The organism is Acuticoccus kalidii (assembly GCF_021556395.1).
GTDB classification, from domain to species: domain Bacteria; phylum Pseudomonadota; class Alphaproteobacteria; order Rhizobiales; family Amorphaceae; genus Acuticoccus; species Acuticoccus kalidii.
Genome location: NZ_JAKGCS010000019.1, coordinates 134753 through 161525, shown reverse-complemented (window position 1 = coordinate 161525; position 26773 = coordinate 134753). Strand labels below are relative to the sequence as shown.

Below are 26773 nucleotides of genomic sequence, written 5' to 3'. Positions count from 1 at the left end.
GGCGCACCGTCGCCGGTGATCACGCCGAGGCCGTCGCGGCCGGTCCGCTCCATCGCGATCTTGGTGATCGGCACGTTCATGCGAGGTCTCCGAAGCGCGAGATGCCCTGGACGATCTCGAAGTCGCCGGTCGGGGTCGATGATCGGACCTCGGTCGTCTTGTTCTGAAGCTGGAGGTCGTAGACGTAGCGGCCGACGCCGATCGCCTCGATCGTCTCCATCGGAATGTTGATCTCGACGGTCCGGCCGACGGGATCGGTGATCGTGAGCCCGCCGCCGGTCGTCGAGACGGCGTGCAGGAAGCCGGCCGCGTCGGCGCTCTCGCGGATCATCATGACGATCTTCCAATCGTCGAGACGGCCGCGGGTGTATTCGTCGCCGATGCGCAGCGCCGCGAAGAAGTCGGCGTTGGTGCGCGCTGTCAGATTGGTCATCTGCCGTTACCCCACGAGCGTCGTGATGAAGGTCAAGGTCGATCCGGATCGGTTCTCGACGAGGAGGCGCTCGGGCGCGTCGAGGCTGACGGTGACGGATCCGGGATCGCCGGTCGTGCCGGAATGGGCGCCGGTCGCAAGCTCGACCCCGCCGAGGCCCCAGGCTTTGGCGAGGCCCGTTTCCGGTGTGTTGATGCGTAGATCGCCCGACAGCGCGTCGGTCGGGCCGGTGATGCCGAGGCGGCCGATCGTCAGCGCGCCGAGCGCGACCGCGACGACGGCGTTGTTCGGCACGGTGAGGCGCGCGGTGCGCGGCGCGAGGTCGATCTTCTCGGCAAGCGCCGTCGTCTCGGCGGCGAGCGCGGAAACGGAGGCATCGAGCGCTGCGACGGCGTTGGTGGCGCCGACGAGGCTCGGCGTCCAGGTGACGAGATCCCAGGTGTCGACGGTCTCGATCACCTCGACATCGAGGACGGCGTCGGCCGAGAAGCTGCGCACGAAGGGCCGGGCATAGACGGTGCCGTTCGGCGCGACCGCCTCGACCCCCTCGCCCGCATCGAGGGCCATGTGGAACGGCCCCGCCACATAGCGCGCCGGCACGTCGAGGATGCGGATCTCCTCGAAGGTCGCGGTCCCGATCGGCTTCTTGTTCCGGTCGAGCCAGACGACGCCGACGGTGACGGTGTCGCCGGCGGGATCGCTGCCGCGATGGTACATGCGGAAGGCGGCGCGCAGGCGATAGATGTGCCAGCTCTCGAAGGCCCGCGGGACGGCGGGCGCCACGACGCCCTGCCCTTTGATGCGGAGCACCGCGCCGTGCTGGCCGACCGCGACGGCGGAGGCGTCATAATGGGCGAGCGCGGTATCGGCGCCGTCGACCGACGAGAGCCAATCGGTGGGCGCCTCGCCGGGGCGGGTGCCGAGCCCGGCGCCGCGCGTTGCGAGGATCGCCTCGAGGCCGTCGATCGCGCCGACATCGTGGGTGTGGGCAGCCGCCGCCTTGCCCGCGAGGCTCGCCGTCACCGCGTTGAGGGCCGTGAGCGAGGCCTTCTCGTTGAGGGCGGCCTGCGTCGCCGAGTTGATCGGGTCGTTCGCGAGGCGCTGGTCGACGTGCTGCTTCACCCGCAGCGGCGTCATGATCTTGGTGTGATCGGTGCCCGCCCGGGCTTCGTCCAAATCGGCACGGCGGATGTCGATCCCGTATTTCATCGACTGCGGGGTGACGAGGCGATTGCCGACGACATTGTCCATGTCGGCGGCGCCGGCGCGCTGGCCGATGACGTACTCGCGCACGAGGTTCGGGGCCATCAGCTTGACGTTGCTGTTGCCCTCCCGCGCCTCTTCGAGCGTCGCGAGGCGCCCATCGACATAGGCCCTCACGCCGCGCGGATTGATGAATTGCGTCTCCTCGAGGCCGATCGCGGCCGTTTCGATGCTCGCCCATCGATCCGCGACGAATTTTTCGACGAACCAGCGGGCGCTCAAAGGGGTGAGGAGCGCGAGGCTGTTGACGCCGGCCTCGGCGGTCGCCTGATCGGCGCGGCGATCATCGATCTGCTGGGCGACGCGCGCCGGCGACATCAGCTTGATGAGGTTCGACCGATCCCGGGCTTCTTCGAGCGTCGCGAGCCGTTGCTCGACATAATGGGCGACGAGGTTCGGCGTCATGAGGACGAAGGCGTCTTCGCCGGCCGCGGCTTGAGGCGCCGACGCTCTCCGGTTGTTGATGTATTGCTGGAGCCGAACGGCCGTGATCAACCGGATGTTGTCGGCGCCACCAACCGCCGTCGCTTCATCCGCGAGCCGCGCGGTGATCTGCTGAAAGACCCGCAGCGGCGTCATGATCGTGGTGTGATCGGTGCCAGTCTCGGCCGTCAGAAGGTCCGATCGCCGGTTGTTGATGTACTGGTTCACGCGAACCGGGGTCATCAGCGTGGTGTTGTCGGTGCCCGCGACTGCGGTCGCCTCGTCGGCGCGGCGGGTGTCGACATGGCTTTTCACGCCGCGCGGAGTTGCGAGCTTGTTGTCGAGCTCCCCCGCCCCGGCCTCGGCAAGCGACGCGCGGATCGCGATGATGTAGTCGCTCACCCGCAGCGGCGACATAACCTTATTGCTGGCCGTTCCGGCTTGCGCCTCGGCGAGGGTCGCAAAGTCAATTACGGCGCTATCACCCTGCGGCCCGGTGATGCCAGGCAACGGACCGATCCGCGCCCAATCCGACCCGTTCCAGCGATAGACCCCATTATTGCCCGGTGTGTCGTTGAAGACGGCGACGAGGTCGTCGACGGCGTTCCCGGTCGCCGGGAGAGAGGCCCGCGTCGGGCGCCCGAGCCGCAGACCCAATGCGCCGACCGCAGCCTGCACGCCGATCTCTTCGAGATACGTGCCGAGGATGGTCGTATCGCGCGAGTTCGCAGCCTCACGACCCGAATAGGTGTAAGCCATTCATCACGTCCGATTGTCTGGTTGGGGTTACGGCCCCGGCGGCGTCCAGGTGTAGGCGGGGGCCGAGCTCGCCGTTTCGTCGCTCGAAAGGGCCGAGACTTCGATGACGACAGGGTTGAGGCCCGTGTCCGCCCACGGCACAGTGATCGTCACGTTCTCGTCGGGGAATACGTCGACGGTTTCGCGGAAAAACTCGCCTGTGCCGGGACCGCCAGATGATGACGCGGTGACACGGATCGCGACGACGGATAGGCCCGTCGGAGCGGTCGCGTCGACCGTCCACCCATCGAGCGGCTCGCCTCCGCCTCCAGTGTTCTCCCCTTCCGGCGTGACGACGACGAAGGGAACGCCCGGCGCGTTGTTGGTCCGGCTGAGAGATCCGACTTCTAAGAGGTCCGAGAAATACGATCCCTCGAGATCCTCGTCGAAGTAGCGCAATCGAGCGTCGAGTTTCTGGCCCTCAAAATCCCCGGCCTTCCAGGCCATCGCGAGCCCGCGCTCGTTGGCGCCCTGCCACAGATCCGGCAGGGCTCCCGTGTAGGTCCGCATGTTGATCTCGGCGCGATGCGCGTCGGTGACCGGCGTCATGCGGAAACGAACCTCATTGCGCCCCGCCCGTGCGCCGCCAGGGAGATATTTGATCCCGACGGCAAAGTTCGGCGGGTCCGGCGTGTCGAGCACGGCCTCATAGCTTTCGAGCGGCAGGACCGGCGGCGCGGCGCGCTCGTAAGTGTTCGGCAGATAGTCGCCGGTTAGCGCATCGGGGATGATTGCGAAGGCGACCTCGGCCTCGCCAGTCTCGTCGTCCACACGCGGCGCGTCGATCTTGCATCGCTTCGTGACCACGTCACCATCGCCCGCTCCGAAGTCGGGAAACTCGATATCGACGGTGCGCTTGCCCCACAACGCCAAGGCCGTGAACATGCTCAGAACGAGCGTGCCTGTATCGGCGCGCATCATGTAGGCCTCGCGCCGCGCGAGGCGCTGGGCCTGATAGGCGGACGGGCAAAACTCGTAAGAAAGCGTCTCCTCGCGCTCTTCAGTAAGCGCGATCTCGCTCTCGAAGCGCGCCCAGTCCGGCCCGGTATAGGCGCCCGCCTGGTTGATGCCGTGGAGCGGCACGCGCGAGACCACATATTGCCGCTCGGCCGAATAGAACTCGACCTGGAAGACGTTCGGCCGGTCGACGCTCTCCAGCCCCTTGTTGACCCGCATCCGCTTGATGCGGTTTGCCCGGATCACCCCCTCGGCCGCGGGATAATCGTCGACGACCCGGATCGCGATCTTGTTCTGCGCGGTCCGGTACTCTTCGAGCCCCCCGCTTCGATAAAGCGCTTGAATAAAGTCCGTCGTAATCTGCCCTTGCCCGCCACCCGAGAGGCGCGCGCGCGGCTCGAAGCGCTTCTCACGGACATAGCCGGAGGTGGCCGTCGCCGAGAATGCCGAGCGCCCATCCCAGGTGAACCGGATGAAATCGTTATCGGTCGCGACCACCTCGCCCGTGTACTGGATCGCCGGTTGCCCCCCGACCGTGACGGGGGTCGCCGTGAGCGGGACCGTCTCGTCGCCGAGCACGATCGAATTAAGGCGATCGGCATCGCCGGTGAAGGTGAAACCGACGAGATAGCGCGTTCCAGGCTCAACGGCGTCGATCCAGCGGAACAAAGGCCGCGCGGAGGACGTACCCCCGCTCCCCGTGCACGAAAAGGTCCGCGTCGTCGGGTTGTAGGCTCCCGTCCCGCCGCCTGGATCGTCGACGATTCCGTCGGGCGCGGCGCCGCCGAGCCATACGTTTTCGCCGGCGCGCGTCTCGACGAGCGCGTCGGCCGCGTCCGCCGCAGCGCCGATCAGCGCGAAGTCAAAATCGGCATTCACGACGCCAGGCCGCTTGCGGCGGAAGTGAAGCGCGATCAAGACCGCGTTCATCGTCCAAGTCCACGTGGCCGGGTTGTTCATGTGCTGCGCGGGGTCGCGCGGATCATAGAAAAGCCCGGCCCGCTCAATCCGCTCGACGGCCTTGATGCCCTGCGAATAGAGCCGGTTGAATTTCGTCGGGTTCTCCGAGAACCCAGGGTTCTCGAAGATCGCGAGCGTCTGAACGATGCCGCGCACGCGATGGTTCGTGGTCCATCCGTCGAAGGCGGCAACAAGTTCCGGCCAAGCGTTCTCGCTGCCGTCGCCGATCTTCGTCTTCAGCGTCATCCACGAGCCGTTGTATTTGGTCCAAGGCGGCGAAGAGACAGCGCCATTCGCCTCGACCACGATTTCGCGATCATCATAGATCCAGGTCTCGACGGCGCTCGCCCCCGTCGGCCCGAAATAATGCAAGCCGAGCTGATAGATCAGATAGCCGTCCGTCCTCCCGAACGCGATCTTCCAACCGGCGCGGACGCGGCCGAAGGCAAAGACGCCCGGCCCCTCTTCGAGCTCAAAACTATTCTTGAGCGTGTCCGGCGTCGGTGTCTTCGGCGGTTTCGGCGCGAAGAGAAGGTTGGCGGCGATGCCGAGCGCACCGAGAAGCAGGCCACCGACAATGCCGGATGCGACCGTCGAGGCGGCAAGGGACGGCGCGAGGATGCCTAGAACCACCCCGCCGATCGAAACCGGATCCGCGTGCGCGGCGGTGGGGGTGATCGCGACAACCGAGGTTGTCCCGTAGAGCCAAACCTTGAACCACCCCTTCACAGCGGGACCGCCCACGCCGCGACGATCGTTTGATGCCTGACGGACAAGCGGTGAACCCCAGCAACATGCCGCCAACAAGCTGTGCGACCGTGCGCGAAGACGACGCCGACCATCGCATCATGAAAGGCCGTTCGGATAAGTCCGACGTCGCCGAGACATGGCTCTTCGCCCTTCACCCGCCGGCGCAAGCCGCACTCGCCCGCGATCTCAGACCACAAGACGTCGAGTCCACCAGCGTCGTCGATCAGCCGGTGCGCTTCATCCTCGCTTGCGTAGGCCGGCCACAAGACCTCCCACCCGGTGACCCCTGCGACCCACGAGGCGGGCCAGGCAGAGCAGTCGTCGACACCCCACGTCACCGGAACGCCGTCGAGTGCAGCCACTGCGGCGCGCAATTTCTCGCCTCGATCCTTCATCGTCGCGCTAATCATGGCCGGAAATCGACCTGCGCTTTCGATCCGACATAATCGAGACCTCGGTCCACGGCCTGCCGCGATCGCTGACCGTCCGGCGACCAGTCGGTCGCGAGCGCGGCGTAGTTTAGGGCCTCTTCCCAAGACCCGATGCGCACGACGATGGCGCGCGTCACGAGCCCGCCGCCCATCTCGAAGTGAACGCCCGTGATCTTGCCTTGGAACATGAGCTTGAGATCGACCAGAGCCCCGAGCGTCTCCTGATCGAAGACGGCGAAATAGAGATCGCATTGCGCACCGATCACGCCGTCACTGTCCCACACGGCTTTGAGCCATGAGCGGTTGGCGCCGCTGATCACCGCCACCGCGGCCGGCGCTTGGCCGAACCGGACCTCTTGCACGTCGGTGAGACTGACGAGCTGGCCGCCGAACGGATCCGAGGTCCCGTCCCATGTCACCCCGCCGATGGTGATCGGCCCGTCGCCAGTCCAGAGCCGCCTCCGGCCCGTCGGCAAGACGACGTCGGCAAACCACGCCCGGCAAACGTGCATGGCATCGAGCGCGGCTTCGTCGGTGGCGTCGAAAAGGTATGCCATCAGAAGAACGCCGCCGCTTGAACGTAGGGGTTGATGACTTCGCGAAGGGCCACGCTTTCACCCTCCGTCGAGTTGATGCCTCGCCCGCCGCTCGCCGAGTTCGGCACGGCCGCCATAGCCAGGACGGGTTGTAGCGTCGCGGCGGCATTGGCCGGCAGAGTGGATCGGAGGTTCGGCCAGATCCTGAATTCGCGATCCTCCAAGACCTCCGTCACCCAATAGCAACCGAAGTGAAACGGCACGAAGCCGAGCATCCAGCCGACGGCGATCGCGTTCGCCCAATTGTTGTTTTGGAGGCGCACCGTGTTGGAACCGGCCGCGCGGGCACCGCCGACACCGACGATGCCGATGTGTGGTTCCCACGGGTTCCCATCTGACCACGTCTGCTGATAGTTCCAGAGTGCCGTCTGACCAGAAATGCCGATCTCAGACCATTGCGCCCGGTCGCCGTCCGGGACGCGAAAACGGGTCCAGTTTGCGCCGTTCGCAAGCCCCATTTTCCACGCCCGAAAGCGCCGCGCCGTCTCCCCCTGCATCGGCGGGAATTCGAGCCTGAATGAGACGCGATCGCCCGGCGTCGAGAAGGTTTGCTCGTCGCCGGTTAGGAACGTGTTCTGTCCGGACCCGCGCACGGCCGGCCCGGACATGGGTTCGATGTAGGAAACGCCGACGCCTTCCGGCCACGGCAACAGACGACGCACGACCATCAAACGCCTCTGGCAGGTTGGATGCGGCGCCGCTCATTCTGTCGGCGAGCGGCTTCGCTCCGAGGGCCGATCTCGCCACGTACCTCGTTGCTTTTCGTCGAGGCAATACGGTCGGCCCGTTCGTCGACGAAGAGCTCGAGATTGCCGTTGCGCTCGACGCCCGCGTTGACGATTACCAAGCGCTCGCGCTCGATCACCTGCGGCTGCATACCGTGCATGGAAACGCCGAGCCGACCATCGCGGCCACGCTTGAGCGGGACGATGCCTTCCGGCCCGTCTTCACCCATCAGCCCCGTTCGCCCGCCGGACATCGGGAACATAGTCGGCCCGCCGACGACACCACCATTGGCGAACGCGACGACGTTGCCATTGGAGAAGGCGGCGCCGTTGGCGAACAGGCCGCCAACACCCGCCGAGGTCAGGCTTTTGACGATGCCGATACTCGCCGATGATAGGGCGCTTCCGATGCCGCCGACGACGCTTTGCAGAGCCCCGCCGAACTGCGAGACGAAGCCGCTGCCGGCCTCGCTCATTCCTTCGACCGTGCTCGTGAACGACTGTGTCAGCCCGGTTTGCAGGTTGGTCGCCGCTTCGGCCGCGCCGGCCGCCGCCGTCGCCATCTGCTGCGCCGCGGCGTCGATCGTCTGTTGCGGGCTCCCCACGCTACGGAAGCCGAGAAGGTTATCGGTCCCGTAAAGCGCTTCGGTCACACCGCCACCACCCATGGCAGAGCCACCTTGATTGCCGCCGATCACACGAATTCGGCCGTCCTCGGAATAGCCATTGAAAAAGCCGACATGGCCACCGGAACCTCGCTTAAACACGGCGAGATCGCCCGGCACCGGGTTTTCCGTTCCGGTGCCGTAGTTCATGAAATCGCGAGCCCAAAGGCTGCCTTGCGTGGGCAGGCCCTCAGCGGCCAGTACCGCATCAGCAAACGCGGCGCACCACGCCGTTTTCTTCGGATCAAGCCGATTCCCCGCACCGGCCAGGAAGTTGCTGATCGCAGTGGCGTTGGCGCTCTCATTGAGCCCGAGATATTGGGACGCGCGGCCGATCGTGTCCCCGCGCACCCCTCCCGCGAGAGCGGTGGAGGCCGCGCCGCCGGCTACGGCCGAACCAACGGACGGGACAGACGTCCGCGCGATCGCATCCGGAAGCGATCCAGATATCGCCTGCGCGACCGCCGTCGCTGCCGATCCGCCGCCGGCCGTTGAGCCGCCCGCCGCACCGCCGAACAGAGCGGCGAAGATGCCCCCGCCGCCAGCACCGCCTGCGCCGGCCGGCCCGCCAAAGATCGCATTGACGAACATATCCATCGCGCGATTGAGGATGCGGTCAAACAGGTTGTTGAAGGCGTCACGCAACACGTCGACCATGCGCTTGCCCTCGCGAAGCCCGCCGACGAGATCGCCGATAAAGCCCCGCGTCGCCTCTTTGCTCGCGTCGATTCCCTCTTGGACGCGCGCCACGGCATCGGCCGCGGCCTTTGCCTGCGTGTCCGCCGCGGCCATCCCGCGCGCGAGCGCTTGAAGGTCGCCGATCTGCTCCGGTCCAAGTTGAATGCCGGCCCGCCTCGCTTGGTTGAGGAGGTCGTATTCATACCGGAGCGTCGCGGCTTCCTCGGCCGTCATGGACAGCGCGTCGCGCTCAAGCTGTTGTTGGACGATGTGGTCCTTCGCCCCGGCGACGATATCAGCATAGGCCTTCTGCAAGGCTTTCTGCTTGTCGGTGAGTTCCTGCATCGCACTCGCCGCCGATCGAGAGCCGCCGCCCGCGGTGGGCGGAACGATGATCTCGTCGAGCACGATCGGGTTTTCCGCTGATCCACGCTCGCCGGCGACCGCGGCGGCGTTCGCTTCCCGCGCTCGCCTCATTTCCTCACGAAGGGCCTTGCCCGCCGGAGAGAGGAAATCCGACAAATCGAGTTCCGGGATCGACGCTACGTCGAAGCCAAGCTGCTTCCAGATCCAGCTTCCGCCCTCGGACACCTTGCGGATGCCGAATAGCGTATTGTTGACCAGCCGCTCGGCGGCGAGCAGGCCGATATCGCCGAACAGATCAGGAAGCGCGGCCCAAACCATTTTGACCTGATCGAAAGCGGTTCGCATCTCGACGCGGAGATAGTCGGAGAAGCCCCCGACCGCGCTTTCGAGATCGACGCCGAAGATGCGGTTGATCTCGTCCCGGAACTCCCAGGCCGTGGCGATCACTGCTGTGATGGCGATGGCTAGCGCCCCGAGGGGGTTCGCCATCATCGCAGCGGTGAGGGCGCGGAAAGCCCCCACAAGGCCCGTGCCGATCGCGACCGTGAGCGCCTTCACCGCGCCGAGGATCGCCGGACCAAAGGCAACGAGGAGCGTCGCTCCGGTGATTTTCGCGACGCTCGCCACAATGCCGAAGTTGTCCGCGACTTCGCGCAGCGCCGCGGTGAGACCGCCACCCATGGCCGTCGTGAGGCCGAGGACTTCCACCTGCAAGGCGGCCCAGACGCGATTTGCCTGGAACGCTGGCGTGTTCTCCAACTTGCGGTAGGCTTCAGCGGTCGCGCCCGCCTTATTGGCCATCTGATCAAGGACCGCAGCGAAATCGCGCCCAGCCTGTCCCGACAAGGCCATGATAGGCACCAATGCTTCAACACCGCCGAAGAGCAAGGAAAGCTGTTCTGTACTCCCGCCAGTCGCTTCGAGAAGGTCATTCAGAAAGCTGGTGAAGCCCTTCGACGCGAGGCCGGACGCAGTGAAATCGAGGCCGAGTTGCTTGGCCAGCTTCGCGGCTTCCGAGGTCGGCTTCGCCACAGCGGCGAGGATCGCGCGAACGCCGGTGACCGCCTGCGATGTCGAAATACCGCCTTTCGTCAGCGCGGCAATCGCGGCTGTGAGTTCGTCGAAGGAAACCCCCGTCTGCGCGGCGAGCGGCGCGACTTGGCCGAGGGTTGAGGAGAGTTCGCCGATCGTCGTCTTGCCGGCGCGCATCGCGACGAACATCGCATCCGAAACCGCGGTCGCGCTCGCGACCTTGTCCCCGTACGCGTTCATGATGGACGTCAAGCCGTCAGTCGCCGTGGTGATGTCGGTGACGCCGCCGATAGCGAGGCGGTTGGCAACATCCAGCGTCTCGGCCGCATCGGCCGCCGCCGACGCGCCGGCCGAGATCGCCTGATAGAAGGCTTGCACCTGCATCGTCGGCGCGGTGCCGAACGCCGCGGCCTGCTGAAGCGCAGATTGACGAAGCCCCGCCATGTCGAAGGTGGCGACATTGACGAGCGTCGACACCTCGGCAAGGGCGGTGGAGAATTCAAAGAGCGGCTTGGTGCTGAACGCCGCCGCCATGGACGCGAAGAACGCCGCGCCGAACGCGACCGCCTGATTGCGGAGCCCTCCGAAAGCGCGGCCGAGCGCTTCCGTGCTCGCCTTCGCCTTGGTGGTCGACTTCTCAACCTTGTCGCCGCTTTCTTTGGCCGTCTTCCCGTATTCGTCCGCCGCCTTCTCGGCGTTCTTCGCCGAGGGGACGATCCGGTCTAAATCGCGCTTGGCCTTGACTAGCCCACTGCTGTCAGACTCAAAGCCCAGCGTAGCGACGTCGATCATGGCCGGCCCCTACTTCTTGCCGGGTTTTGCCCCGACCTTTCGACGTTTCTCGACCGCATCGAGGAAAGCGGCATCCATGGCCTTGATCATGCCAATCTCGGTCGGCGTCGGATCTGCAAGGGTTAGCTCACCCCATGCCGCGATCTCGGAATATGCGATCGAAGCGATGGAGAATCCGCCCCCGCCCCGGGCATTGGACAACTGCCAAAACCACGCCCACACGTGCGCCGCGCATTCGGGCGGCTCGGGAAGATCAAAGTCGATCCCCAATTGTGCATAGTGATCGAGAAGGATGGTCCCGTTTGCGTCCGGGAATTCGAGCCGCACGCGCTCCAAGACGGCAGCGCAAAGCTCAGTCGTCAGATCCTCGGAGAAACGTCGCGGCGTCGTCGCGCGCCTCCACCACCTGGCGCTCGATCCAGCGGTGCGCGTTCAAGATCGCCTTGACGTTCTCTTCGGTGCACGGGGTTGGCTCGCCATGGGCTTCGAGGTTCCACCACACGACATGCGCCACCACGACATCGGTCGCCAGATCTTCGACCTGTTCAGCCGAAAGCGGCCGGCCGCGTTGCTGTGCGCGCTGCATCAAATTGATGTTGCGCTTGACCACCTTGCGCACGCGCGGATGATCCGTCGAAACGATCCGAAAGCGGATGTCGAGCGGCTGGCCGTTGGGATGGGTGATCGTGATTTCGACCTCGTCGAGCGTCTGATTCGTGATCTCATCGAGCTTGGAAACGTCAAAATTCGCCATAGTCCACGGTCTCTGCAGGGGGATGAATCGAGAAAAAAAGGGCGCTAGCCCCGACGCTTAGGCCGGGGTCCGCGTCAGGATCAGGTTAGTTCCATCCGAGCTCGACCGGAGCGCCTGGAACGGCATCGTCAGCGGAATGGCTTCCTCGGCCGAATTCACCGGGTTCTGTCCGCCCGTGTACTTGATCCGAGGGATAGTGATCGTGAGATCGCCACCCGATGCTCCTTCAAGGGTCAGCTCAAGCGAGCTTTCCGTCTCGTCAATGAATTTGTTCAGGAGCGCCAAGTCCTCGAAATAGGCCGTCAGGGTACCCGTGAGGTTCGACCGTCCGGCAATCATCTGCGGCGTCACGTCAGAGCCGATGACGAATGCAGGCGTGATGCCGTTGTCGAGCGTCAGTTCCAGCGCGGACACGTTCGCAATCGCGGAGCCCCCCTCCGAAAGCGTCCCAGAAAATCCGTCAAAGGGCGGATTCGACGCGGCAGCACCGGGCGCGCCAAGGGAGGTTCCGGACAGAGTTGCGTCCTTCCCCATGATGCCGATCGTTCCCGTCACCATCGCGTTGGGTGAAATCGACAGACTGAACGTGTTCGCGAGACAACCGGTAAACACCTCGTATTGTCCGATGTCGCCGAACTGTCGCTCCATCGTGAAGGACTTCACGGCGGTTCCGGCCTTGAGCACATCGGTTGCCCAGGAGCCGAACAGCGCACTCTCAAGGATGTCGTCGAAGGCTCCATAGGACAGCTCGATCCCAATGTCGCCGCCGACCTGTTTGGTGCCGTGACGCATGTCCTCGATCTGCCGATCGTTGCGGATCTCGTTGGAGACGAAATTGTCCTTGTTGAGCTGCAACGACGACGATGTATGTCGTAGCGCCAGCATGGACGGCGAGCCCGGCGTGGTGCCGTACGTCGACTCCGCGACGTAGCTAAGCCCGTGGCGTGCGCCAGTTGCGAACGGCATTGATCAGCCCTCCTTGTCAGACATCTGGGGCGCCACCACACGCTCCGCCTTGCCAGCGCCTTCACGAGCGCGCGCTTCACTCTCGCCGACGCGAAGCGTTTCGCCAGGCTTGGCCCGGCGCACGCCGTCACCGTTCTCGTCCCTCAACGGGAAAGCCCGCGAGGCGACCATCGTCACCGTCTTCGTCATGATGTCCTCGTCAGGATGGATTGGGCGCGTCGGCCTGGTAGCGGACCGATACGGGGATCTGAATTTGCGGCGGCGAAGAAATGACCGGCCCAGGATGGGGCGGCGCGTAAATCCGAACGATGTGGCCGCCCTCAGTGAGGACGGTGCCGCGCTGAAAGTGCGCAATGATCGCGTCGACCACCTTCATTGGCGCGACCAACCCACCGTTCGCAGGCCACACGACATCGATTTGGAAGATTCCGCGGTGTCGATTGTAACCACTGTCACCGAGCGTGATCTGATCAGTAGTCGTGGGGATATGTGACGCTCTGAGATAGGCGCCCTTCCCCACGCCTGTGCGCGGCGGCGGAGTGAAATCGACGTTCGGCCACGCGATCGGGAGCGTCGGCGAGAGCACGAGCGTTCCCAGCCGGTCGGCAAGCACCGTAAAGATTTGCTTTTCGGCCATGGTCGGCGCCTGCTATCGTTTGGCTATGGCTGATGACCGTTTGTCCGATGACGAGATCCGCATTCGTTTGCAAAACGCGTGGTGTGCGCTCGGCGACGAAGCGGGCGACACTCATTTCGGCAATTCGGTGCTCGATGCCGCGCGAAAGATATTGGCCGCATGCGGCGCATCCTTCGCAGCGAAGGACGCAGCCGATGCCATCGAACGCGCTCAAACCGAAGTCAAAGTGCGCCGAGGCCCTTCACCTTCAACGCGTTCTTCGTGACGATTGACTGCCACTCGTCGACGGCACCACGAACGAAACCAAAACCGGATTGATGATACTGGCGGCCGAGTTCATCGGTGCCTTCAAAGCCATACTCCATGCGCATGGCATACGCCGCGACGAAGCCGAACATCACCTTGCCACCGAGATCAGCTGAAGCGATCACCAGCGATATTTCCTCGGCATTCTTCTCATACCGCTGATCAAGCGATGGACCTTCACGTGCCACCATTGGGAAATCGTCGAGCGAGGCTTGCAGCGAAGCGCGTAGATAGCCGGTGTCAATCGGCATCCGGCCACCCTCGTTGGCCGTCGTTTGGATTAGATCCACCACGTCTTGCGTTGACTGCTTCCACACAGCCTCGAGCTTCGCTTTGCTGCGCGTCACCATGTCTTCGACCTGCGCAGCAAAGGACTTCGCGGCCATCGATCAATCGCCCTGTGCTCGGAACCCAGCGAGAAAATCGATCCGTCGGGAGGCAATGCACCGACACTGGATGACTTCCCTTGCCGGTGCACCAGGCTCGTGGGGGTAAAGCAGGCCGTTTGAGAACCGCTCATTGTGCCCGACGGTCTCGCGGTTCAGCCGCTGGTGACTTTCGCGCACTCGCCCGTCCCCTGCCGAACGCCACGTCTTCGTCACCTGCTCCTCGCGTACAATCCCTGTGTCGAGCGCCTGGTCAAACGCCTCTTTCGACGCGGAATTGAGCGCGCCGAGCATCTCTGTGCGCGCGATCGTCTCGCCCCTCAACTGCAAGAGCCTATCGGCGTACCGACCGGAAATCCGGTTGACCTGCGTGACGGATAGCGCCCGGCCTTCGCGCATCGCTGCCGTGATCGTCCGGTCAAAGCGTCTGTCACGGCCGCAGCGTCCGAGGAAGGTGGCTAATTGGTCAGGTCCACCTGATAGCTCTTCGCGCGCATTGGCGACCCATTGCGCTTGCTGCCGCGTGAGCCCAATTACGCCCCCCTCGCGGCGGCCCGTCACCTTATTGATGCGGCCAACGAGATCGAGCGCCACATTTCGCGGATTTCTGCCGTCGACCATGCCTTCCGTCAGGTTGGCCCGGATCATTTGGCGCTGTTCTGCGCGGATCTCCGTCACCATACGACTCGACATTTCGGCGAGCCATTGTTCGGCGCGCGGTGACCGCATGTTGAAGCGAATCACGACTTGCCGACCGGTGCGATCTTGAAGTTTCGGGATGTCGCCGGCCGCTTCGTTTCCAGCCTCGCTATAGGACTGCCTGATTTGCTCGATCATTGGCGAAAGGGCACCCTCATCCACCTCGATGAGGGAGATTGCTCCTTCAATATCGCCTTCAGACAGACGATCGATGAAGGTCCGCAACTCCAATGCTGTCACTGATGCCCGCATCGCATCGATGAACGCTTGTTGAATTCCCGGCTCAAGACGTGCGGCGATGGCCTCCAGACGCTTCTGAATGGATACCTTGCGGGCCATGCGGATGCATCCCTACGTTTTCAGATCAATCTCGTAGAGAACGGCGATCCCAGCTGGCGCGAGTGCCCTCACCGCATCGATCGCCTCAAACGGAGTTTCTGGTTCGACGTCGTCAGCCGCCACTCCCAATGCGATCATGTCGTCATCGCTCGGCGCGACGCCGGAATTGGCATTCACCAACAGTGTTCTCACTGTGCGTTCGGTCAATGTGCCGGTCAGGTCGCGCACTTGGCGCAGTGTCTCGACCGCGGTCAGGGTCGAGTCGACCGCAGTGGTGGTGCCGCTGCCGGGATCCCACGGGTCTCCGCCAGTCGTCGACGTCTTACGCAGCGTCACCGGATAACCGCCCGACTGCGAGACGTCGGCAACCTCGGCGAGCCCGGCGGCAACCTCGGCGGCAATGGTGGTCCAGTTCTCGGCCATCTCAGACCACCATCGCGGCTGGCAGATCTGCCCGCATCAGGAGCGGCCAAAGAATGCCCTCGATCCGCGTCGACGTCGGCGTGGCGCCCTCGACACCGTCTTTGCCGCCCGGCACGATCTCCCACTCGATCTTGTCCACCTTCGTCAGCACCTTGCGCTGGTCCGGGGTGATCGTTGCCGAGAGCGAGCCAGGGGAAGCGAGCTCCAGGAGCGCTGCCTCATAAGTCGCGTTGATGACCCGCGCCGGCACCACCTCAGGCGGAAGGGCATAGCCGTAGACGTCGACAGCGCCAGCACGGGGCCATTCACGATTCTGCGCGGCGCCGCCAATAGGCGCGCCTGAGAAACGCCGGCCGTAAAGGCCATCCAGATACGTGGTCGCGCGGGCAAGGGCGGCGTCGATATCACCGGCGGGCGACGTGTACCCGTTCGCAGCCGCGTATGCCGAGAAGCCCGCGGCGTCACCGTAGACCATGGGTCAGCCTTCGACCTTGTGAGCCTCGACGAAGGCTCCCTTGTCCTCGTCGGACAGAGCGTCGAAGCCGTCGACGTCCTCCTTCCGAAGCGACTTGGTCAGCTCCTTGCCGTCGGCGGTGATGACGTACCAGCCGCGCCCCTTGTCGATGACGGTGAAGGACGGCTTCGCCTCAAACGCCGCGCGCGGGGGTACTGGCTCAGTCGTTGCCAAAGGCACCACGGTCGCACTTGCCTCGGCCGGAGGCGGGGAAGGTCCCGGATCAGCGGGCTGCGCAACCGCTGCGTCTTCTTGCGTTTGCGGATGCTCGTCGAGCAGCTTACGAACTGCCGCCGCGGCAATCGCCTCCACCTCTGCAGCCCATGCTTTCGACTCGAATATCCGCGGCGCTACTGGCAGCTGATCGCCGGCACTCTCGCGCGCCTCGTCGACCATCTGCGTGACCTTCACGCCTTCTCGATCAAACGCCGCAATGCGATCGTGGGTCAGCTCGGCAGCGTCTTTGATTATAGCGGTTTTGCCCGGACGGACGCGCACGAAGCCGCCGTACACTTTGAACGCCTTGGCGCGAATTGCGCCGTTCTCCACCTGCAGTGTGGCCATCGCGGTCTATCCTCCAATGTCACAGTTTGAGCGGAGCCGAAGCTCCGCCCAGTCCGCCGATCAAGTGCGAGTGGCTTTCCGCAGCACCTCGGGGCGCTGGCAGAGATAAAGCGGGTACGAATATTGCTCGCCGCGCGTCCAAGCCTGACGATCCCGGTCCGGGATGTTCATGGCGTAGACATCCTGCCCCATCGTGTTGACGTACGGGCCGAACTCGGCCGGCGCCATCGCCTTCTTGAACACGCCTCGAGCGCCGACAGGGAAGAACTTCGCCTCGTCCGTGTCGATCGCGACCGTCGAGTTGTCGTCGGTACCGCGGTAGTTGTGGAAGGTCACGCCGCCAAGGCGGAAGCTTTCCCACACCTGCCCCTGCGCCGCCTGTAGCTCACGCGCGGCCTGCTGGTTGAGGTAGAATTTCTCGACGTTCGGATGCGACACGAGAGCATCGTAGAAGTCGTCGCCACAGATCGCGTGGATCGTGGTGCCCGGCGTAAACGCGCCGCGCGAGGCACGGATCATCGAGCGGACGAGGTCCTTGATGGCCTTGTGGACGTCGGTCGTATCCACGTCGAGCTCGAAGTTGATCGCCGCGGCCTCGGCCACCCCGAACTCGTCGAAATAGTCGTAGATGACAGTCGAGCCGTCCGCGTCGAGCAGCACGCCCTGCAGCGCGCCGAGGCGGTGATACTCGTGCGTCAGCTCCATATCGGTCCGGACGTCGGCCATGCGGCGCAAGTACTCGGCCTGGACCTGCATGAACTCCGTCTCGGAGCCGAATGCACGGATGCCCTGCACCTCCTCGGCGTAGAGCGTGAACCCCTTCGCGAGGCGCGTGGCCTTCAGGGCGACCGCGTCGCGATCGTCCTTTACCAGCTCCTCCGGCGGCGCACCGGTCGGCGAAGTCGGGATAAGGGTCAGCGCTCCATCGCGACGGTCCACCCACACCGTGCGGGTACGCACCGGCATGGGCTCGAAGATCCCGAGCTGACCAAGCAGCTGCGGAACATAGTCCACCTTGTCGATCGCCCCGGTCAGGGACGTCATCGAAAAGGCGGACGAGTTGAAGATGTCCATGGACGCCATTTCGACGGTCCCTCCTTTAGCGGACGATGATGCCCAGCGAGGCGAGGGCCGTGTTCGACGCGGTGATGGCCGCGGCGTCGGCGCCGTCCTCGTAGGTCAGGTGCGCGCCGACCACTTCGGCATCGCGCGCGATGATGGTCACTTCGGCGTCACCGGCTGCGGTCAGCGTTTCGTAGAGAATGCCGGCCTCGGTCTCGGCTCCGTTCGAAAGGCCGGAGTCGTGGCGGACGTACTTGCCCGAAGCGGTGATCGCGCCGAGCACGGTGCCGGCCGCGATCCCGCCGCTGGGAACGGTCACCGTGACCTTTTCCCGGCTGCGATACATGCCGTTGGCCTCCGACACGAGGAAGGAGGCGTTGCGAATACCTTCGGTGAGCGTGACCATCAGCGGGCCCCCTTCATCTTGACGCCGGCGCGGCTGAACGCAGCGTCATTCCAAGACGTGCCACCGTCGTTGGCCTGGACGCCGCCGGTGGCTCGCAGCGGATCCACCGGCTTGGCGTCGGCGGCCACCGCTTTGAACATGCCGGCAACCATGTCGTCGGACGCACCGTCGACGATCTCGTCACCGAGCTTCGCAGCGACAACCGCCTTGCGGATCTCTGCGTCGGTCAGACCTTCGTGCTTCACGTCGGCCACGACGTTCTTGGCCGTGGTGACGAGCGCAACGCGATCGGCGACCATGCGGTCGAGGTCAGCCGGCGTCGGTGCAGCGTCCTGCGCCTTCTGGACCTCGGCTTTCAGCGTGCCGATTTCCTCGTCCTTCGCCTTCACCGAAGCGATATGCGCGGCCTCGGCATCGGAGAGGGACTTCCGGGCATCATCGCGCTCCCCGGTGAGCTTCTCGATGGCCTGGGCGCCGGCATCGGTCACTTCGACCTGGAGCCCATCCACCATGATCTTGCGCAAGCTCATGGAATCCTCCGTTGCTGCGTCATGGACGGGGCTCGCGCCCCATGCTTTTGAGTCGGCATCGCCGATGCGGAGTTCAGCGCCGCCGCGCGCCTGGTGCACTACGGCGATGTGGTTGGCGCGGATGCGCCGCTGCACGGCGTCGTAGACCTCGCCGTCAGGCGTGGTTCCAGACATCCAGTCGAGGACCGCGGTGTAGCCCGCGCTCAACTCCCGCTTGCCGCTCTCGATCTCGGCGATGGTCGCGGCGTCGGCCACCATGAGGGGCACGCGTAGGAACATGCCGTCCCGGGCGATCTCGTCGGCCGAGTAGCCTTTCGCGAGCGCCTTCCAATTGTTCGCGCTGACAGGCTCCGCCGGATGATCGTTCGTGATCGGTCGGTGCGCGAACGACGCCATCGCCTCGCGGGAGAACACCTCGTCCTCGGGCCGGTAGACCCGCACCAGCGGCACGTCCGGCTTGTCGACCTCCAAGCCGGCATAGGTCTGGATGCCGGTGCGGGCGACGCGGGCGTCGACGACAAGGTAGCCGTCATCGCGCCGCCGCGCCCCCGAGACGGTTACAGCATCCGTGAATTGCATAAAGGTCCGAACTCGTGCTCAAATTGCGGGATAAAACCCACAGGGAGGATTGAATGGCGTCGTTTCTGATCACGCATGACCTACGCAAGCAGCGGAATTACACGGATCTCTATCACTGCCTCGGGCAATGGAACGCTGTGATGCTGCTCGAGTCAGTCTATCTGGCGGAGCTGAGCGGATCTGCTTCAGGGGTTCGAGATACGATCCGAAGGCACATCGACGCTGACGATGGTCTCGCAGTGATCCAGCTGGTGCATCCATTCGATTGGGGGACGTGGGGCGTCGAGCCAGCTGCAGCGGCTTGGCTGAAGGCCCGTAGCCCGTAGCTCTACTCCTCGCGGATCCCAGCCTACCAGTCGTCCTCGACCTCAGCGAAGATCTCCGGCCCCAGCACGATTTCGCCTCGGTAGGGCTCCACATTCGAGAGGTCGACACCGTCGGCCGCGTAGCTGATCGTGATATGCGGCTGGTATTCCGGGTGGTCCCAGGACGCGCCGGCCGCACGGATGGCCTCGTGGCGCCAGGACAGCTCGCTCGACGCAAAGAGCAGCACGACGGCATCGCCGAAGCGTTCCATCATCCGAGGACCGCCGGCGGCGATCTTCAGCTCGCCATTCCAGCTCTCGCCGACCTTCATCCAATCCAGTGCCGCGCGGCTGAAAGCGATCGTCACGTGCAAGTCTGCGGCAGGGAGAACGCTGCCTAAGCCTTGCGACTTCGCCCAGCTCACAATGGCGTCGCCGTTGAGCACTTTCCGACTGACGTAGAGAGCTCGAGGCGCGGCATCGGCCACTGCCTCATCGTCGTCCCCCTCGCCGGCGGCGGGCGGCAACTGCGGCGTCATCGCCGCTTGGATTTCAGCCGGATCGTCCTCTTGCTCGGAGAGCTTCCCGTACTCATCGATCGCGTCGGCGAGGCCGATCAGCGTTCCATCTTCCTCGAGCGTATTGACCATGGCGTCGGACAGCGCCTCGATCGGCAGGATTTCCGGCGACATCCCACCGGTGCCTGCGAGAGTGCGGGCCGCGTCGGCTTTCGTCTTAAAGATCTCGGCGCGCTCCTTGTCGCTCATCTGCCAGAGCGGGCGGAAACGAAACCAGAGATCGTCGGGATACGTCCCGAGTGCGGATCGCACTGTGAAGCCAAATAGACGCTCCAACGGGTCGCGGAGCGTCAATTCCTGATCGGCACCAATGCGCTGATAATAGTTCCTCTCGTCACCTTCGCCGGTGGCGTTCATCCCCTGCGGAGCTTGGCTCAAGAAACGCGTCGCCGGGATATCGACCGCGCCGCTCACGATCTGAAGTTGGAGCCGCTGCACATCTGGCAGCGCCGAGAAATTCACCGTCTTCTGTTCGTACTCGTCGTTCTTGTCGAGCACGACGGCATTCACGAGCGACTTCATGCGGCTGACGAGACCAAATCGGTCCTGGACTGCCTGCTTGTAACGCGCGTCTTGAATGCGCTGCATGAAGCCGTCGATCCGGAAGACGTCGACCTTCGCCTCTTGGATCAGCGCTGCGATGCCCTGCTGACCAGACGTCGCGTCACGAATCGCGGTCTCGACCGCATCAAGGATGCTGTCGCCCCAGCGATCGGTGAGGGTCTCCAGTTCGGTGGGTAGGTCTACGCCGATGAAACGAATGACACGCGACGGGTGGACACGTGTCGAGCCACCGGCTGTGCTCGCCACGTCGTAGTAATTTGGCTCCAGATAGTTCGGCGATAGTGGGTCTGTGTTCAGATCGCCCGACAACAGATGATAGCGATCCAGCACCTTGATGAAGGACACACCACGCTGGCCAATCCGCTCAACGTTGAGCGGCAGCGAATGATTGTGGGATCCATCCGAAACGATAATGGCAGCGCCGCCGTAGAGCCTCGCCAACTTGATCGCGCGAAGCACATGCCGGCGGACACCAAGACGCTTTTCCTCGTTCTCGATCTGCCCAACGACGGCTTCGTCGGCCTGCCATGCCCATCCCTCTCGCATCATATCGAATGCGGGGATGTCGACAGCCTTCCGCGCCATCCAGTTTGATCGATATGCGCTTTCCAACTGCTGCCGCTCGAGTGGTTGAAAGGCCCAAGTGCCAGCAACAGCCTTGTCCCTCTCCCCGCCGAGCCCGGACATGGCGTTGACGAGCCCGCGAAAGGTGTCGCTGATCTGCATTGCCTACCCTGTCGCGGAAACGAGGTCGTAGCCGTCGGTCAGCATCAGGTCGGTGAGTGCCCAGACCATCGCGTCGGCGCGGTCAGGAGACCCCTCGCCGACGAAGCCCGAGGCGGTGAAGTTGCACATTTGGTCCTCTAGGTCCGGGAAGCTCCCGACGTGGTGGACCTTGCCTTGCTCATAGAGCGCACTGATCGGCTCGGCCCGGATAGCCTTGCCGCGGCTCGCTACGACCTCCCGGAAGGCAGCGCGCCGGTCGGCGGTGGCGACGGTGAAGCGCACCATATCGCCGCCGAAGTTGCGCTCCCCGATGATACGGTCGGCGCGGTAGTGGTCGTACCTCTCGACGGCGCGGCGGCCCCATCCCTCGGGCGACATCTGGCAGGTGGCGTCCTCGAGGATGTAGGCCGCACCGTCCATGCCCTTGCCGGCGACCACGATGCCGATATCGTCGCCTGCGCCATCGCCGCGGGTGCCAGATGGGTCGACCGACACCACGATGCGCTGCAATTCCGGAGCAGCCACGACGCGCAGGCTGTCGATTCCTGGCATCCGCTTGCCGTCCGGTGCCTTGCGATCCTCGAGCGCCCACAGCGCGCCGTTGACCTCGCTCGCCCACTCGCCCTGCTCGAACCGCAACCGCTTCGCCGCGGACATGCTGGCGAGCACGTCGAAATACTCGGGCGGCAGGTTCTCGGCGTTGTCCGCCGGATTCACCAGCATCTCGGCATAGTCGGCCGGGTTTGGTAGAGCCTCCTTTGTCCCGGGCTTAACCTTGGCCCGGAACATCTGGAACGACCAATGCAGCTTAGACGGCGGGTTGCAGTCGAAGTAGGCCTTGAGCGCCAGGAAGGCGCGCCCCGTAGCCCTGGCGATCTCCGGGGCCAGTGTGCATTTCTGGGCAAGGCGAGACATCGCCGTCTCAACAGAGCCCCAAGGGATCTGGCTGCTCTCGTTGAAATAGAGTGTCGCGTATTCCTGGCCGAGGATCTTCTCGACTCGCTCCTTATCGTCGAGGCCGGCGATCCAGATCTGCGAACCGTTCGGCAGCTCGACGAAGAAGTCCGTCTTGTCGAAGCGCACCCGGAGCGCGGGGAAACACAGATCGAGCACCTTTGGCAGAGTGTCCGACCAGACCGACGTTTTCGCGTGGTTGAACCGGAACCGGAAGATCGCGTGCCGCGAGCCAGGCGCGTTGATAGCTCGCTGGATGATCGCCCGGATGAGGATGAACGTCTTCCCGGAACGAGAGCCGCCCCGGAGCATGATGTTCCGCGCCGGGCTGCCGAGTAGGCGGTTCGCCTCCAGCTGCTTCGGCGTGAGGACGGCGGTCAAAGCTCGGCGTCGTCCTGGGAGACGGTGAGCGCAATACCGCCCCGGTGCTCCACCTGCTCGCGGAAGGCCTGGACGTCGACATGCTTACCGATCAGCTCGAGCCGCTTAACCCGATCGGAGAGCTTCACCTTGCGGACGAGGCCAATGACAACCCCCTCCTCCCGGATCTCCTCGACGTCGATGCCGGCAACGAGGCCCTTCCGCCAGACCTTCGGCCAGTCGCGAACCGGCCGAAGCGCGCCATCCTCGGCGTAGAGATCGGCGAGATCTGCCTCGGCCTCCTCTGCGAGGCGCTTAAGAAGCCAGTCCGCGTCCACCTTCGTGCGCTCCGAGCGGGCCTCCTTCGCCTCCATGATCGCCGCGGCGATTTTAGGAAGCGCTAGATTCTTGGACCCGGCCGCTGTCGCCGTCTTCGGGCTATAGCCGGCGCGGATCGCGGCCTGCGTGGCATTGAGGTCGATCAGATACTCTTCGACGAAGCGCGCCTGCTTGTCTGTGAGTTTGGTCATTGTCGACCGATGGCGCGCATCATTTCCACGCATGGCGCCTCTCTTGTCCGGGCTTTGCTGATGTTCACCCCGGTTTCACCGTTGCGGGCAATCCTGTGCCGAGGCTTCGGAGTGGGTTGTTTGGTGTCAGCCGCCCTGGTGGCGCTCCTGTGAGACCCGCTTCTCTTGCATGGTCCGGTCGTCGAGATGCTTGCGCGGGTTGCCGCACATCCAGCAGGAGCATTTGGCGAGGTGGTTGGCGTTGCGAGCCTTCACATCGTGAGGATAGAGCTTGCGAGCCCTATGCTTCATCCGCTCGAGATCAGCTCTGCGCCGTGCAAGACCCATTGCCTTGCCCTTCTAATGCGGGCCAACAATCAAAGGGAGGAGGTCGACAACGCTCCGCACCTCCGAGACGCTACGCCTCGACGGCGGCAATCCCGGACAATGGAACATTTACGGGACGCGACGCCCCGAACATTTCAACCTCTACGTCCGCGGTAGAACGGCCGTCAAGTCGTGCGATGCTGACAATAAGGTTTTCCAGAGGCCCGAATGTAATCCTCACCTTCTGTCCGATCTGATATTGCTCCATCACAGTCGGATTGTCGTCAGCCTCCCGCATCCACCCGTCAGGCTCACAACGAGCAAACATTGCAGCCATAAAGCGCGGCGATACGACGGCAGGCTTGTCGCCGTTCTTCAGAAGCGATTGAACGCCAGCGCAGTGAGACGCTGCCCATAAACCCTGCTCGGGATTGATCACGCCCAGGAAAACGTAGCGACTGAAGACCTGCCGTCGAACAAGATGACGAATGTGCGGCGCACGTCGATCACGCACCTTACTCACGTAGCAATGCGGCGCGAACGCTCTATAGCCTGCCTCGCCAAGACGGCATGCGGCAGCAATCTCACTGCGGGGATTGGTATGTACGATATGCCAAACGGCCGCCGAAACTTCGTTCACGTCAAATCCCCAAGCAACAGGTCGATGTTGTGGTGAATGGCATCGTAGGCCACCAGGTACTCGTCGGATTGATCGATGAGGTGCTTTGCTCGATCGATACCGTGAAGGACCGTCGTGTGGTCGCGATCGAACAACCGACCGATCTGCGGCAGTGATAGGCTCGTGCGCTCGTGGACCACGAGCATCGCAATTTGGCGCGGTCGGGTGATCGTCCGCGCTCTGCGGCGGCTGAGAAGATCGTTCACCGGCACCGCGAAATGCTCGGCGGCGAATCTCACGGCATGTCGGCCGATCTGATTTCGACTGAGCCCCGCCAGTGCCGGATTGGCTTCACGAAGCCGCTGGGCTTCGGCGGCGTGGATTTCGTCAGGGACGGGCGGCCCAAGCGGCTCGTCGCGACGAGCGAGCGGCAGGGCGTGGCGTGCAGGATGTGAGCACGGACGTGGCCCAGATCGCGGCGCGTTGAACGCCTTTTGCCGGGCACAATGCGCTGCGTGTAGCTGAGCGACGACAGCGTTGGCCAAACCAGGGCCGGAGGATCGAACCGTCGCCGGGTTGGTCCAGGTCGACGGCGTGGTCGTCAAGGTCGTCATCGGCTTGCCTTTGTCCGGCAAGCGTCATGGCGACGGGTGGAGCTGGGCGGGCTCTAAAGAGAGCCTGCCCTCGAGCTTGTCAGAACGCAACCAGAAATTTGCTTTCAGGCGGCGGTCGGTCGAACCTGTCCGATTGAAACAAGCGGCACCGGTTGGCTGAAGCTGATTTCCGACCTCGCCGCTTCCAGCCATGCCATCCGATCACTTCGGCTCATACCGACGAGCTCGAACAGCGCAGGTCCACCTATCTCAAATGGGCCACAGTGATTGCAGTCATACATTTGCCGATGCACATGTTTTTGGTACTGAGCCAAAGCATCCTGCGCACCACAAACCGGACAAGTGCAGTCGTTGAAGCTGCCCATCACAACCTCCCACGTTCGGCGCTCGGTTTACCACCAATTAAGTAAATAGAGCTCGCGCTCATACCGACAAGCTCACGTTGTGGCATCCGTTGCAAGTCGAAGTTAGGTTCGATCGCTGCATTCTGCCGTAACAATATGAGGAAACGTCATGCGATTCGTACTTGCCAGTTTGATCGTGATGTCTGGAATTGCCCTCTCCGGCCACGCCATGGCCCAGCAATCCGCCATTGCAAAGTACTGCAAGGCCGATGTCCAGCGACTTTGCGCAGGCGTTCAGCCTGGCGGCAAGCGCATCCTGCAATGCCTGCAACAGCACAAGAATGAAATGTCGGTTGGCTGCGCCAAGGCGCTGAAAGAGATGAAATCCAACCGATAATCGTCGCGGCAGCGGAGGCGGAATTCAGACCTGCCTCCGCGTCCTTCTCGCTCCACTTCGGCGGCTGCCCGCCGATCTATTTAGGGTTCGTGCTGCTGCGATGAGCCTCTAATGCTTCGCGTCGCAACATATTGGCCAACGGCCTGAAGTCGCCACCGCGTTGCCAGACCAATGGTTCCATCACGAGGGTCGCCAAGGGTGGAAGCTCTCCCCTCGTTTCGAGCCATGCTTGTAGGAGTTCCTCGGTCAGTCCAGTGGCTTCTAAGAAGGAGCCGGTCCATCGCGGGCCGTAAAGTGCGACCCCGATTTCTCGAAACTGCTTTGCGTCCATTGAGTGTGCCTCCCCCAAGGAACCTCAATGCGTCTGACTAGACGATGAATTCGGCAACAGTTCGGCAACTTTATGAACGCCCGCCAACGTTAACTTTTGACAACCGGTTCCTTCCTGGCGCTGAAGGCCAAATTGATCATTTTTGTATATACAACCAATTGACGCGATCATAGTTTTTGTATATACACAAACCCATGATGATCGTTTGGGACGAACTGAAGCGGCAGACGAACCTCTCCAAGCACGGCTTGGATTTTTCGGATCTTGACGAGGAATTCTTCCTGTCGTCGACCGTCGTCCCCGTCCAGGGCGGCCGTCACATGGCCATTGGCAGGCTCGCTGATGGCGCGATCGCAGTCGTATTTGCGGTGCTCGGTGACGAGGGCATCTCTGTGATCTCGATGCGCCCGGCAAGCAAGAAGGAGAGGAGGCTCATATGACCCGGAAGCAGCCGACGGAGGAGCAGGTCCAGCGCATGATCGCAAGTGACCCGGATGCGCCGGAGATCACTGACGAGCAGATCAAGCATGCTAAGCCATTTGCCGACGCCTTTCCGGCCCTTGCTCAGAAGATGCGAAAGAGCGCCGGCGGTCGCCCACGGTCTACGGCGACCAAAGTCGCGGTCTCGATCCGCCTGGATCGGGATGTGGTCGACAAGTTCAAGGAAGGCGGTCCCGGATGGCAAAGCCGGATTAACCAGGCCCTGAAGAAGGCGGCAGGGTTGTAGGCTGCATTCTCCTAAAGCTCGATGCCCACATGAAGCGGTTGCCATGGCCCAGTCGGGAATACGTCGAATACGTCTCCAATTTCCCCATAGCCCCTTACGCGCCCCCCCTAGAGACTCACTCTCTCAATAGAGGGGAGACGTATTCTACGTATTCTATATATATAGATTATATTATTGTTTTTATTGAGAAATTCCGAAAATCGGACCGGTGACGTATTAGGGACGAATTGGTGACGTTTTCCCTCGTCGGGTGACATATTTGATCACCTTACCGTGATCGCTGGGGGGCGGGACGCGACAACGGGGACGTATTGGGGACGTTTCTCCGAATACGTCCCCTCTCATCGGGAGACGTTTTCCCAACAAAAAACCCGGCCTGGGGCC

General features: G+C 63.5%; 31 protein-coding genes. 5 read left to right on the top strand and 26 right to left on the bottom strand.

Annotated features, from left to right (window positions below):
* Positions 1-76 precede the first annotated feature (76 nt).
* From L1787_RS13160 to L1787_RS13100, 12 genes are read right to left on the bottom strand one after another with little or no spacing between them, the layout of a single operon-like run.
* Positions 77-433: a hypothetical protein gene (locus L1787_RS13160; RefSeq protein WP_235706465.1), complete on the bottom strand. Its 357-nt coding sequence runs from the start codon at positions 431-433 to the stop codon at positions 77-79.
* A gap of 6 nt (positions 434-439) precedes the next feature.
* Positions 440-2878 (bottom strand): hypothetical protein, encoded by a 2439-nt coding sequence (locus L1787_RS13155; RefSeq protein ID WP_235709321.1) that lies wholly within the window; start codon positions 2876-2878, stop codon positions 440-442.
* 27 nt (positions 2879-2905) lie between these two features.
* A complete protein-coding gene (locus L1787_RS13150; protein ID WP_235709320.1) occupies positions 2906-5578 on the bottom strand; it encodes a hypothetical protein in 2673 nt (890 codons plus the stop codon).
* A complete protein-coding gene (locus tag L1787_RS13145; RefSeq protein ID WP_235709319.1) occupies positions 5560-5994 on the bottom strand; it encodes a DUF6950 family protein in 435 nt (144 codons plus the stop codon). The genes L1787_RS13150 and L1787_RS13145 overlap by 19 nt, the downstream gene beginning before the upstream one ends.
* On the bottom strand, positions 5991-6572 hold the full coding sequence (locus L1787_RS13140; protein WP_235709318.1) for a transcriptional regulator: 582 nt from the start codon (positions 6570-6572) through the stop codon (positions 5991-5993). Before L1787_RS13140 ends, L1787_RS13145 begins: the two co-directional genes overlap by 4 nt.
* The gene (locus L1787_RS13135; RefSeq protein ID WP_235709317.1) at positions 6572-7279 is read right to left on the bottom strand and encodes a hypothetical protein; all 708 of its coding nucleotides are present in this window, start codon (positions 7277-7279) and stop codon (positions 6572-6574) included. The genes L1787_RS13140 and L1787_RS13135 overlap by 1 nt, the downstream gene beginning before the upstream one ends.
* Positions 7279-10869, bottom strand: coding sequence for a phage tail tape measure protein (locus L1787_RS13125; protein ID WP_369415094.1), 3591 nt, complete (start codon positions 10867-10869; stop codon positions 7279-7281). Before L1787_RS13125 ends, L1787_RS13135 begins: the two co-directional genes overlap by 1 nt.
* A 9-nt stretch (positions 10870-10878) precedes the next feature.
* Positions 10879-11196: a phage tail assembly chaperone gene (locus L1787_RS13120; protein WP_235709316.1), complete on the bottom strand. Its 318-nt coding sequence runs from the start codon at positions 11194-11196 to the stop codon at positions 10879-10881.
* A gap of 25 nt (positions 11197-11221) precedes the next feature.
* A complete protein-coding gene (locus tag L1787_RS13115) occupies positions 11222-11623 on the bottom strand; it encodes a hypothetical protein (protein WP_235709315.1) in 402 nt (133 codons plus the stop codon).
* A gap of 57 nt (positions 11624-11680) precedes the next feature.
* The gene (locus L1787_RS13110) at positions 11681-12589 is read right to left on the bottom strand and encodes a phage tail tube protein (protein WP_235709314.1); all 909 of its coding nucleotides are present in this window, start codon (positions 12587-12589) and stop codon (positions 11681-11683) included.
* 3 nt (positions 12590-12592) lie between these two features.
* Positions 12593-12778, bottom strand: coding sequence for a hypothetical protein (locus L1787_RS13105; RefSeq protein ID WP_235709313.1), 186 nt, complete (start codon positions 12776-12778; stop codon positions 12593-12595).
* A 10-nt stretch (positions 12779-12788) separates the two neighbouring features.
* Complete coding sequence (locus tag L1787_RS13100) at positions 12789-13226, bottom strand: DUF4128 domain-containing protein (protein WP_235709312.1); 438 nt, start codon at positions 13224-13226, stop codon at positions 12789-12791.
* A gap of 25 nt (positions 13227-13251) precedes the next feature.
* Here L1787_RS13100 and L1787_RS13095 point away from each other — a divergent pair, with 25 nt between their 5' ends.
* Entirely contained in the window at positions 13252-13491 is a 240-nt protein-coding gene (locus L1787_RS13095; RefSeq protein ID WP_235709311.1) for a hypothetical protein, read from the top strand.
* Here L1787_RS13095 and L1787_RS13090 read toward each other — a convergent pair.
* From L1787_RS13090 to L1787_RS13055, 8 genes are read right to left on the bottom strand one after another with little or no spacing between them, the layout of a single operon-like run.
* The gene (locus L1787_RS13090; RefSeq protein ID WP_235709310.1) at positions 13448-13918 is read right to left on the bottom strand and encodes a hypothetical protein; all 471 of its coding nucleotides are present in this window, start codon (positions 13916-13918) and stop codon (positions 13448-13450) included. The two genes, L1787_RS13095 and L1787_RS13090, sit on opposite strands and share 44 nt — an antisense overlap.
* 3 nt (positions 13919-13921) lie before the next feature.
* Positions 13922-14956 carry a phage minor head protein gene (locus tag L1787_RS13085; protein WP_235709309.1) on the bottom strand — a complete coding sequence of 345 codons (1035 nt, stop codon included), beginning with the start codon at positions 14954-14956 and terminating at the stop codon, positions 13922-13924.
* Between the two features lie 12 nt (positions 14957-14968).
* Positions 14969-15379, bottom strand: a complete 411-nt coding sequence (locus L1787_RS13080) for a hypothetical protein (RefSeq protein WP_235709308.1) — start codon at positions 15377-15379, stop codon at positions 14969-14971.
* A gap of 1 nt (position 15380) precedes the next feature.
* Entirely contained in the window at positions 15381-15854 is a 474-nt protein-coding gene (locus tag L1787_RS13075; protein WP_235709307.1) for a DnaT-like ssDNA-binding protein, read from the bottom strand.
* A gap of 3 nt (positions 15855-15857) precedes the next feature.
* Entirely contained in the window at positions 15858-16457 is a 600-nt protein-coding gene (locus L1787_RS13070) for a hypothetical protein (protein WP_235709306.1), read from the bottom strand.
* 60 nt (positions 16458-16517) lie between these two features.
* Positions 16518-17531, bottom strand: a complete 1014-nt coding sequence (locus L1787_RS13065) for a major capsid protein (RefSeq protein WP_235709305.1) — start codon at positions 17529-17531, stop codon at positions 16518-16520.
* A gap of 25 nt (positions 17532-17556) precedes the next feature.
* Positions 17557-17925 carry a head decoration protein gene (locus L1787_RS13060; protein ID WP_235709304.1) on the bottom strand — a complete coding sequence of 123 codons (369 nt, stop codon included), beginning with the start codon at positions 17923-17925 and terminating at the stop codon, positions 17557-17559.
* Entirely contained in the window at positions 17925-19034 is a 1110-nt protein-coding gene (locus L1787_RS13055; RefSeq protein WP_235709303.1) for a DUF2213 domain-containing protein, read from the bottom strand. Before L1787_RS13055 ends, L1787_RS13060 begins: the two co-directional genes overlap by 1 nt.
* Before the next feature lie 53 nt (positions 19035-19087).
* On the opposite strand from L1787_RS13055, the gene L1787_RS13050 reads away from it, so the two are divergent.
* Positions 19088-19360, top strand: coding sequence for a hypothetical protein (locus tag L1787_RS13050; protein WP_235709302.1), 273 nt, complete (start codon positions 19088-19090; stop codon positions 19358-19360).
* 23 nt (positions 19361-19383) lie between these two features.
* Here the strand turns inward: L1787_RS13050 and L1787_RS13045 are convergent, their stop codons facing one another.
* The 6 genes from L1787_RS13045 to L1787_RS13020 all read right to left on the bottom strand — a co-directional run bounded on the left by L1787_RS13045 (position 19384) and on the right by L1787_RS13020 (position 24955).
* On the bottom strand, positions 19384-21207 hold the full coding sequence (locus L1787_RS13045; RefSeq protein WP_235709301.1) for a phage portal protein: 1824 nt from the start codon (positions 21205-21207) through the stop codon (positions 19384-19386).
* A gap of 3 nt (positions 21208-21210) precedes the next feature.
* Positions 21211-22542: a phage terminase large subunit gene (locus L1787_RS13040; protein ID WP_235709300.1), complete on the bottom strand. Its 1332-nt coding sequence runs from the start codon at positions 22540-22542 to the stop codon at positions 21211-21213.
* Positions 22539-23051 (bottom strand): terminase small subunit, encoded by a 513-nt coding sequence (locus tag L1787_RS13035; RefSeq protein WP_235709299.1) that lies wholly within the window; start codon positions 23049-23051, stop codon positions 22539-22541. The genes L1787_RS13040 and L1787_RS13035 overlap by 4 nt, the downstream gene beginning before the upstream one ends.
* 397 nt (positions 23052-23448) lie before the next feature.
* Complete coding sequence (nusG, locus tag L1787_RS13030) at positions 23449-23997, bottom strand: transcription termination/antitermination protein NusG (protein WP_235709298.1); 549 nt, start codon at positions 23995-23997, stop codon at positions 23449-23451.
* On the bottom strand, positions 23994-24590 hold the full coding sequence (locus L1787_RS13025) for a helix-turn-helix domain-containing protein (protein ID WP_235709297.1): 597 nt from the start codon (positions 24588-24590) through the stop codon (positions 23994-23996). Before L1787_RS13025 ends, nusG begins: the two co-directional genes overlap by 4 nt.
* A gap of 104 nt (positions 24591-24694) precedes the next feature.
* Positions 24695-24955: a hypothetical protein gene (locus tag L1787_RS13020; protein ID WP_235709296.1), complete on the bottom strand. Its 261-nt coding sequence runs from the start codon at positions 24953-24955 to the stop codon at positions 24695-24697.
* Positions 24956-25103: 148 nt separating this feature from the next.
* Here L1787_RS13020 and L1787_RS13015 point away from each other — a divergent pair, with 148 nt between their 5' ends.
* The 3 genes from L1787_RS13015 to L1787_RS13005 all read left to right on the top strand — a co-directional run bounded on the left by L1787_RS13015 (position 25104) and on the right by L1787_RS13005 (position 26389).
* Positions 25104-25331, top strand: coding sequence for a cysteine rich repeat-containing protein (locus L1787_RS13015; protein ID WP_235709295.1), 228 nt, complete (start codon positions 25104-25106; stop codon positions 25329-25331).
* A 525-nt stretch (positions 25332-25856) separates the two neighbouring features.
* Entirely contained in the window at positions 25857-26102 is a 246-nt protein-coding gene (locus L1787_RS13010) for a BrnT family toxin (RefSeq protein ID WP_235709294.1), read from the top strand.
* Complete coding sequence (locus tag L1787_RS13005) at positions 26099-26389, top strand: BrnA antitoxin family protein (RefSeq protein WP_235709293.1); 291 nt, start codon at positions 26099-26101, stop codon at positions 26387-26389. The genes L1787_RS13010 and L1787_RS13005 overlap by 4 nt, the downstream gene beginning before the upstream one ends.
* Positions 26390-26773 lie beyond the last annotated feature (384 nt).

What these genes read in the sequence shown, in the direction of transcription:
- L1787_RS13055 (WP_235709303.1), bottom strand. Translation starts at nt 19,034, where the DNA reads ATGCAATTCACGGATGCTGTAACCGTCTCGGGGGCGCGGCGGCGCGAT.
- L1787_RS13080 (WP_235709308.1), bottom strand. Translation starts at nt 15,379, where the DNA reads ATGGCCGAGAACTGGACCACCATTGCCGCCGAGGTTGCCGCCGGGCTC.
- L1787_RS13020 (WP_235709296.1), bottom strand. Translation starts at nt 24,955, where the DNA reads ATGGGCAGCTTCAACGACTGCACTTGTCCGGTTTGTGGTGCGCAGGAT.
- L1787_RS13005 (WP_235709293.1), top strand. Translation starts at nt 26,099, where the DNA reads ATGACCCGGAAGCAGCCGACGGAGGAGCAGGTCCAGCGCATGATCGCA.
- L1787_RS13035 (WP_235709299.1), bottom strand. Translation starts at nt 23,051, where the DNA reads ATGACCAAACTCACAGACAAGCAGGCGCGCTTCGTCGAAGAGTATCTG.
- L1787_RS13075 (WP_235709307.1), bottom strand. Translation starts at nt 15,854, where the DNA reads ATGGTCTACGGTGACGCCGCGGGCTTCTCGGCATACGCGGCTGCGAAC.
- L1787_RS13010 (WP_235709294.1), top strand. Translation starts at nt 25,857, where the DNA reads ATGATGATCGTTTGGGACGAACTGAAGCGGCAGACGAACCTCTCCAAG.
- L1787_RS13060 (WP_235709304.1), bottom strand. Translation starts at nt 17,925, where the DNA reads ATGGTCACGCTCACCGAAGGTATTCGCAACGCCTCCTTCCTCGTGTCG.
- L1787_RS13115 (WP_235709315.1), bottom strand. Translation starts at nt 11,623, where the DNA reads ATGGCGAATTTTGACGTTTCCAAGCTCGATGAGATCACGAATCAGACG.
- L1787_RS13105 (WP_235709313.1), bottom strand. Translation starts at nt 12,778, where the DNA reads ATGACGAAGACGGTGACGATGGTCGCCTCGCGGGCTTTCCCGTTGAGG.
- L1787_RS13095 (WP_235709311.1), top strand. Translation starts at nt 13,252, where the DNA reads ATGGCTGATGACCGTTTGTCCGATGACGAGATCCGCATTCGTTTGCAA.
- L1787_RS13085 (WP_235709309.1), bottom strand. Translation starts at nt 14,956, where the DNA reads ATGGCCCGCAAGGTATCCATTCAGAAGCGTCTGGAGGCCATCGCCGCA.
- L1787_RS13135 (WP_235709317.1), bottom strand. Translation starts at nt 7,279, where the DNA reads ATGGTCGTGCGTCGTCTGTTGCCGTGGCCGGAAGGCGTCGGCGTTTCC.
- L1787_RS13140 (WP_235709318.1), bottom strand. Translation starts at nt 6,572, where the DNA reads ATGGCATACCTTTTCGACGCCACCGACGAAGCCGCGCTCGATGCCATG.
- L1787_RS13160 (WP_235706465.1), bottom strand. Translation starts at nt 433, where the DNA reads ATGACCAATCTGACAGCGCGCACCAACGCCGACTTCTTCGCGGCGCTG.
- L1787_RS13090 (WP_235709310.1), bottom strand. Translation starts at nt 13,918, where the DNA reads ATGGCCGCGAAGTCCTTTGCTGCGCAGGTCGAAGACATGGTGACGCGC.
- L1787_RS13045 (WP_235709301.1), bottom strand. Translation starts at nt 21,207, where the DNA reads ATGCAGATCAGCGACACCTTTCGCGGGCTCGTCAACGCCATGTCCGGG.
- L1787_RS13070 (WP_235709306.1), bottom strand. Translation starts at nt 16,457, where the DNA reads ATGGCCACACTGCAGGTGGAGAACGGCGCAATTCGCGCCAAGGCGTTC.
- L1787_RS13050 (WP_235709302.1), top strand. Translation starts at nt 19,088, where the DNA reads ATGGCGTCGTTTCTGATCACGCATGACCTACGCAAGCAGCGGAATTAC.
- L1787_RS13100 (WP_235709312.1), bottom strand. Translation starts at nt 13,226, where the DNA reads ATGGCCGAAAAGCAAATCTTTACGGTGCTTGCCGACCGGCTGGGAACG.
- L1787_RS13065 (WP_235709305.1), bottom strand. Translation starts at nt 17,531, where the DNA reads ATGGACATCTTCAACTCGTCCGCCTTTTCGATGACGTCCCTGACCGGG.
- L1787_RS13015 (WP_235709295.1), top strand. Translation starts at nt 25,104, where the DNA reads ATGCGATTCGTACTTGCCAGTTTGATCGTGATGTCTGGAATTGCCCTC.
- L1787_RS13125 (WP_369415094.1), bottom strand. Translation starts at nt 10,869, where the DNA reads ATGATCGACGTCGCTACGCTGGGCTTTGAGTCTGACAGCAGTGGGCTA.
- L1787_RS13145 (WP_235709319.1), bottom strand. Translation starts at nt 5,994, where the DNA reads ATGATTAGCGCGACGATGAAGGATCGAGGCGAGAAATTGCGCGCCGCA.
- L1787_RS13155 (WP_235709321.1), bottom strand. Translation starts at nt 2,878, where the DNA reads ATGGCTTACACCTATTCGGGTCGTGAGGCTGCGAACTCGCGCGATACG.
- L1787_RS13025 (WP_235709297.1), bottom strand. Translation starts at nt 24,590, where the DNA reads ATGACGACCTTGACGACCACGCCGTCGACCTGGACCAACCCGGCGACG.
- L1787_RS13110 (WP_235709314.1), bottom strand. Translation starts at nt 12,589, where the DNA reads ATGCCGTTCGCAACTGGCGCACGCCACGGGCTTAGCTACGTCGCGGAG.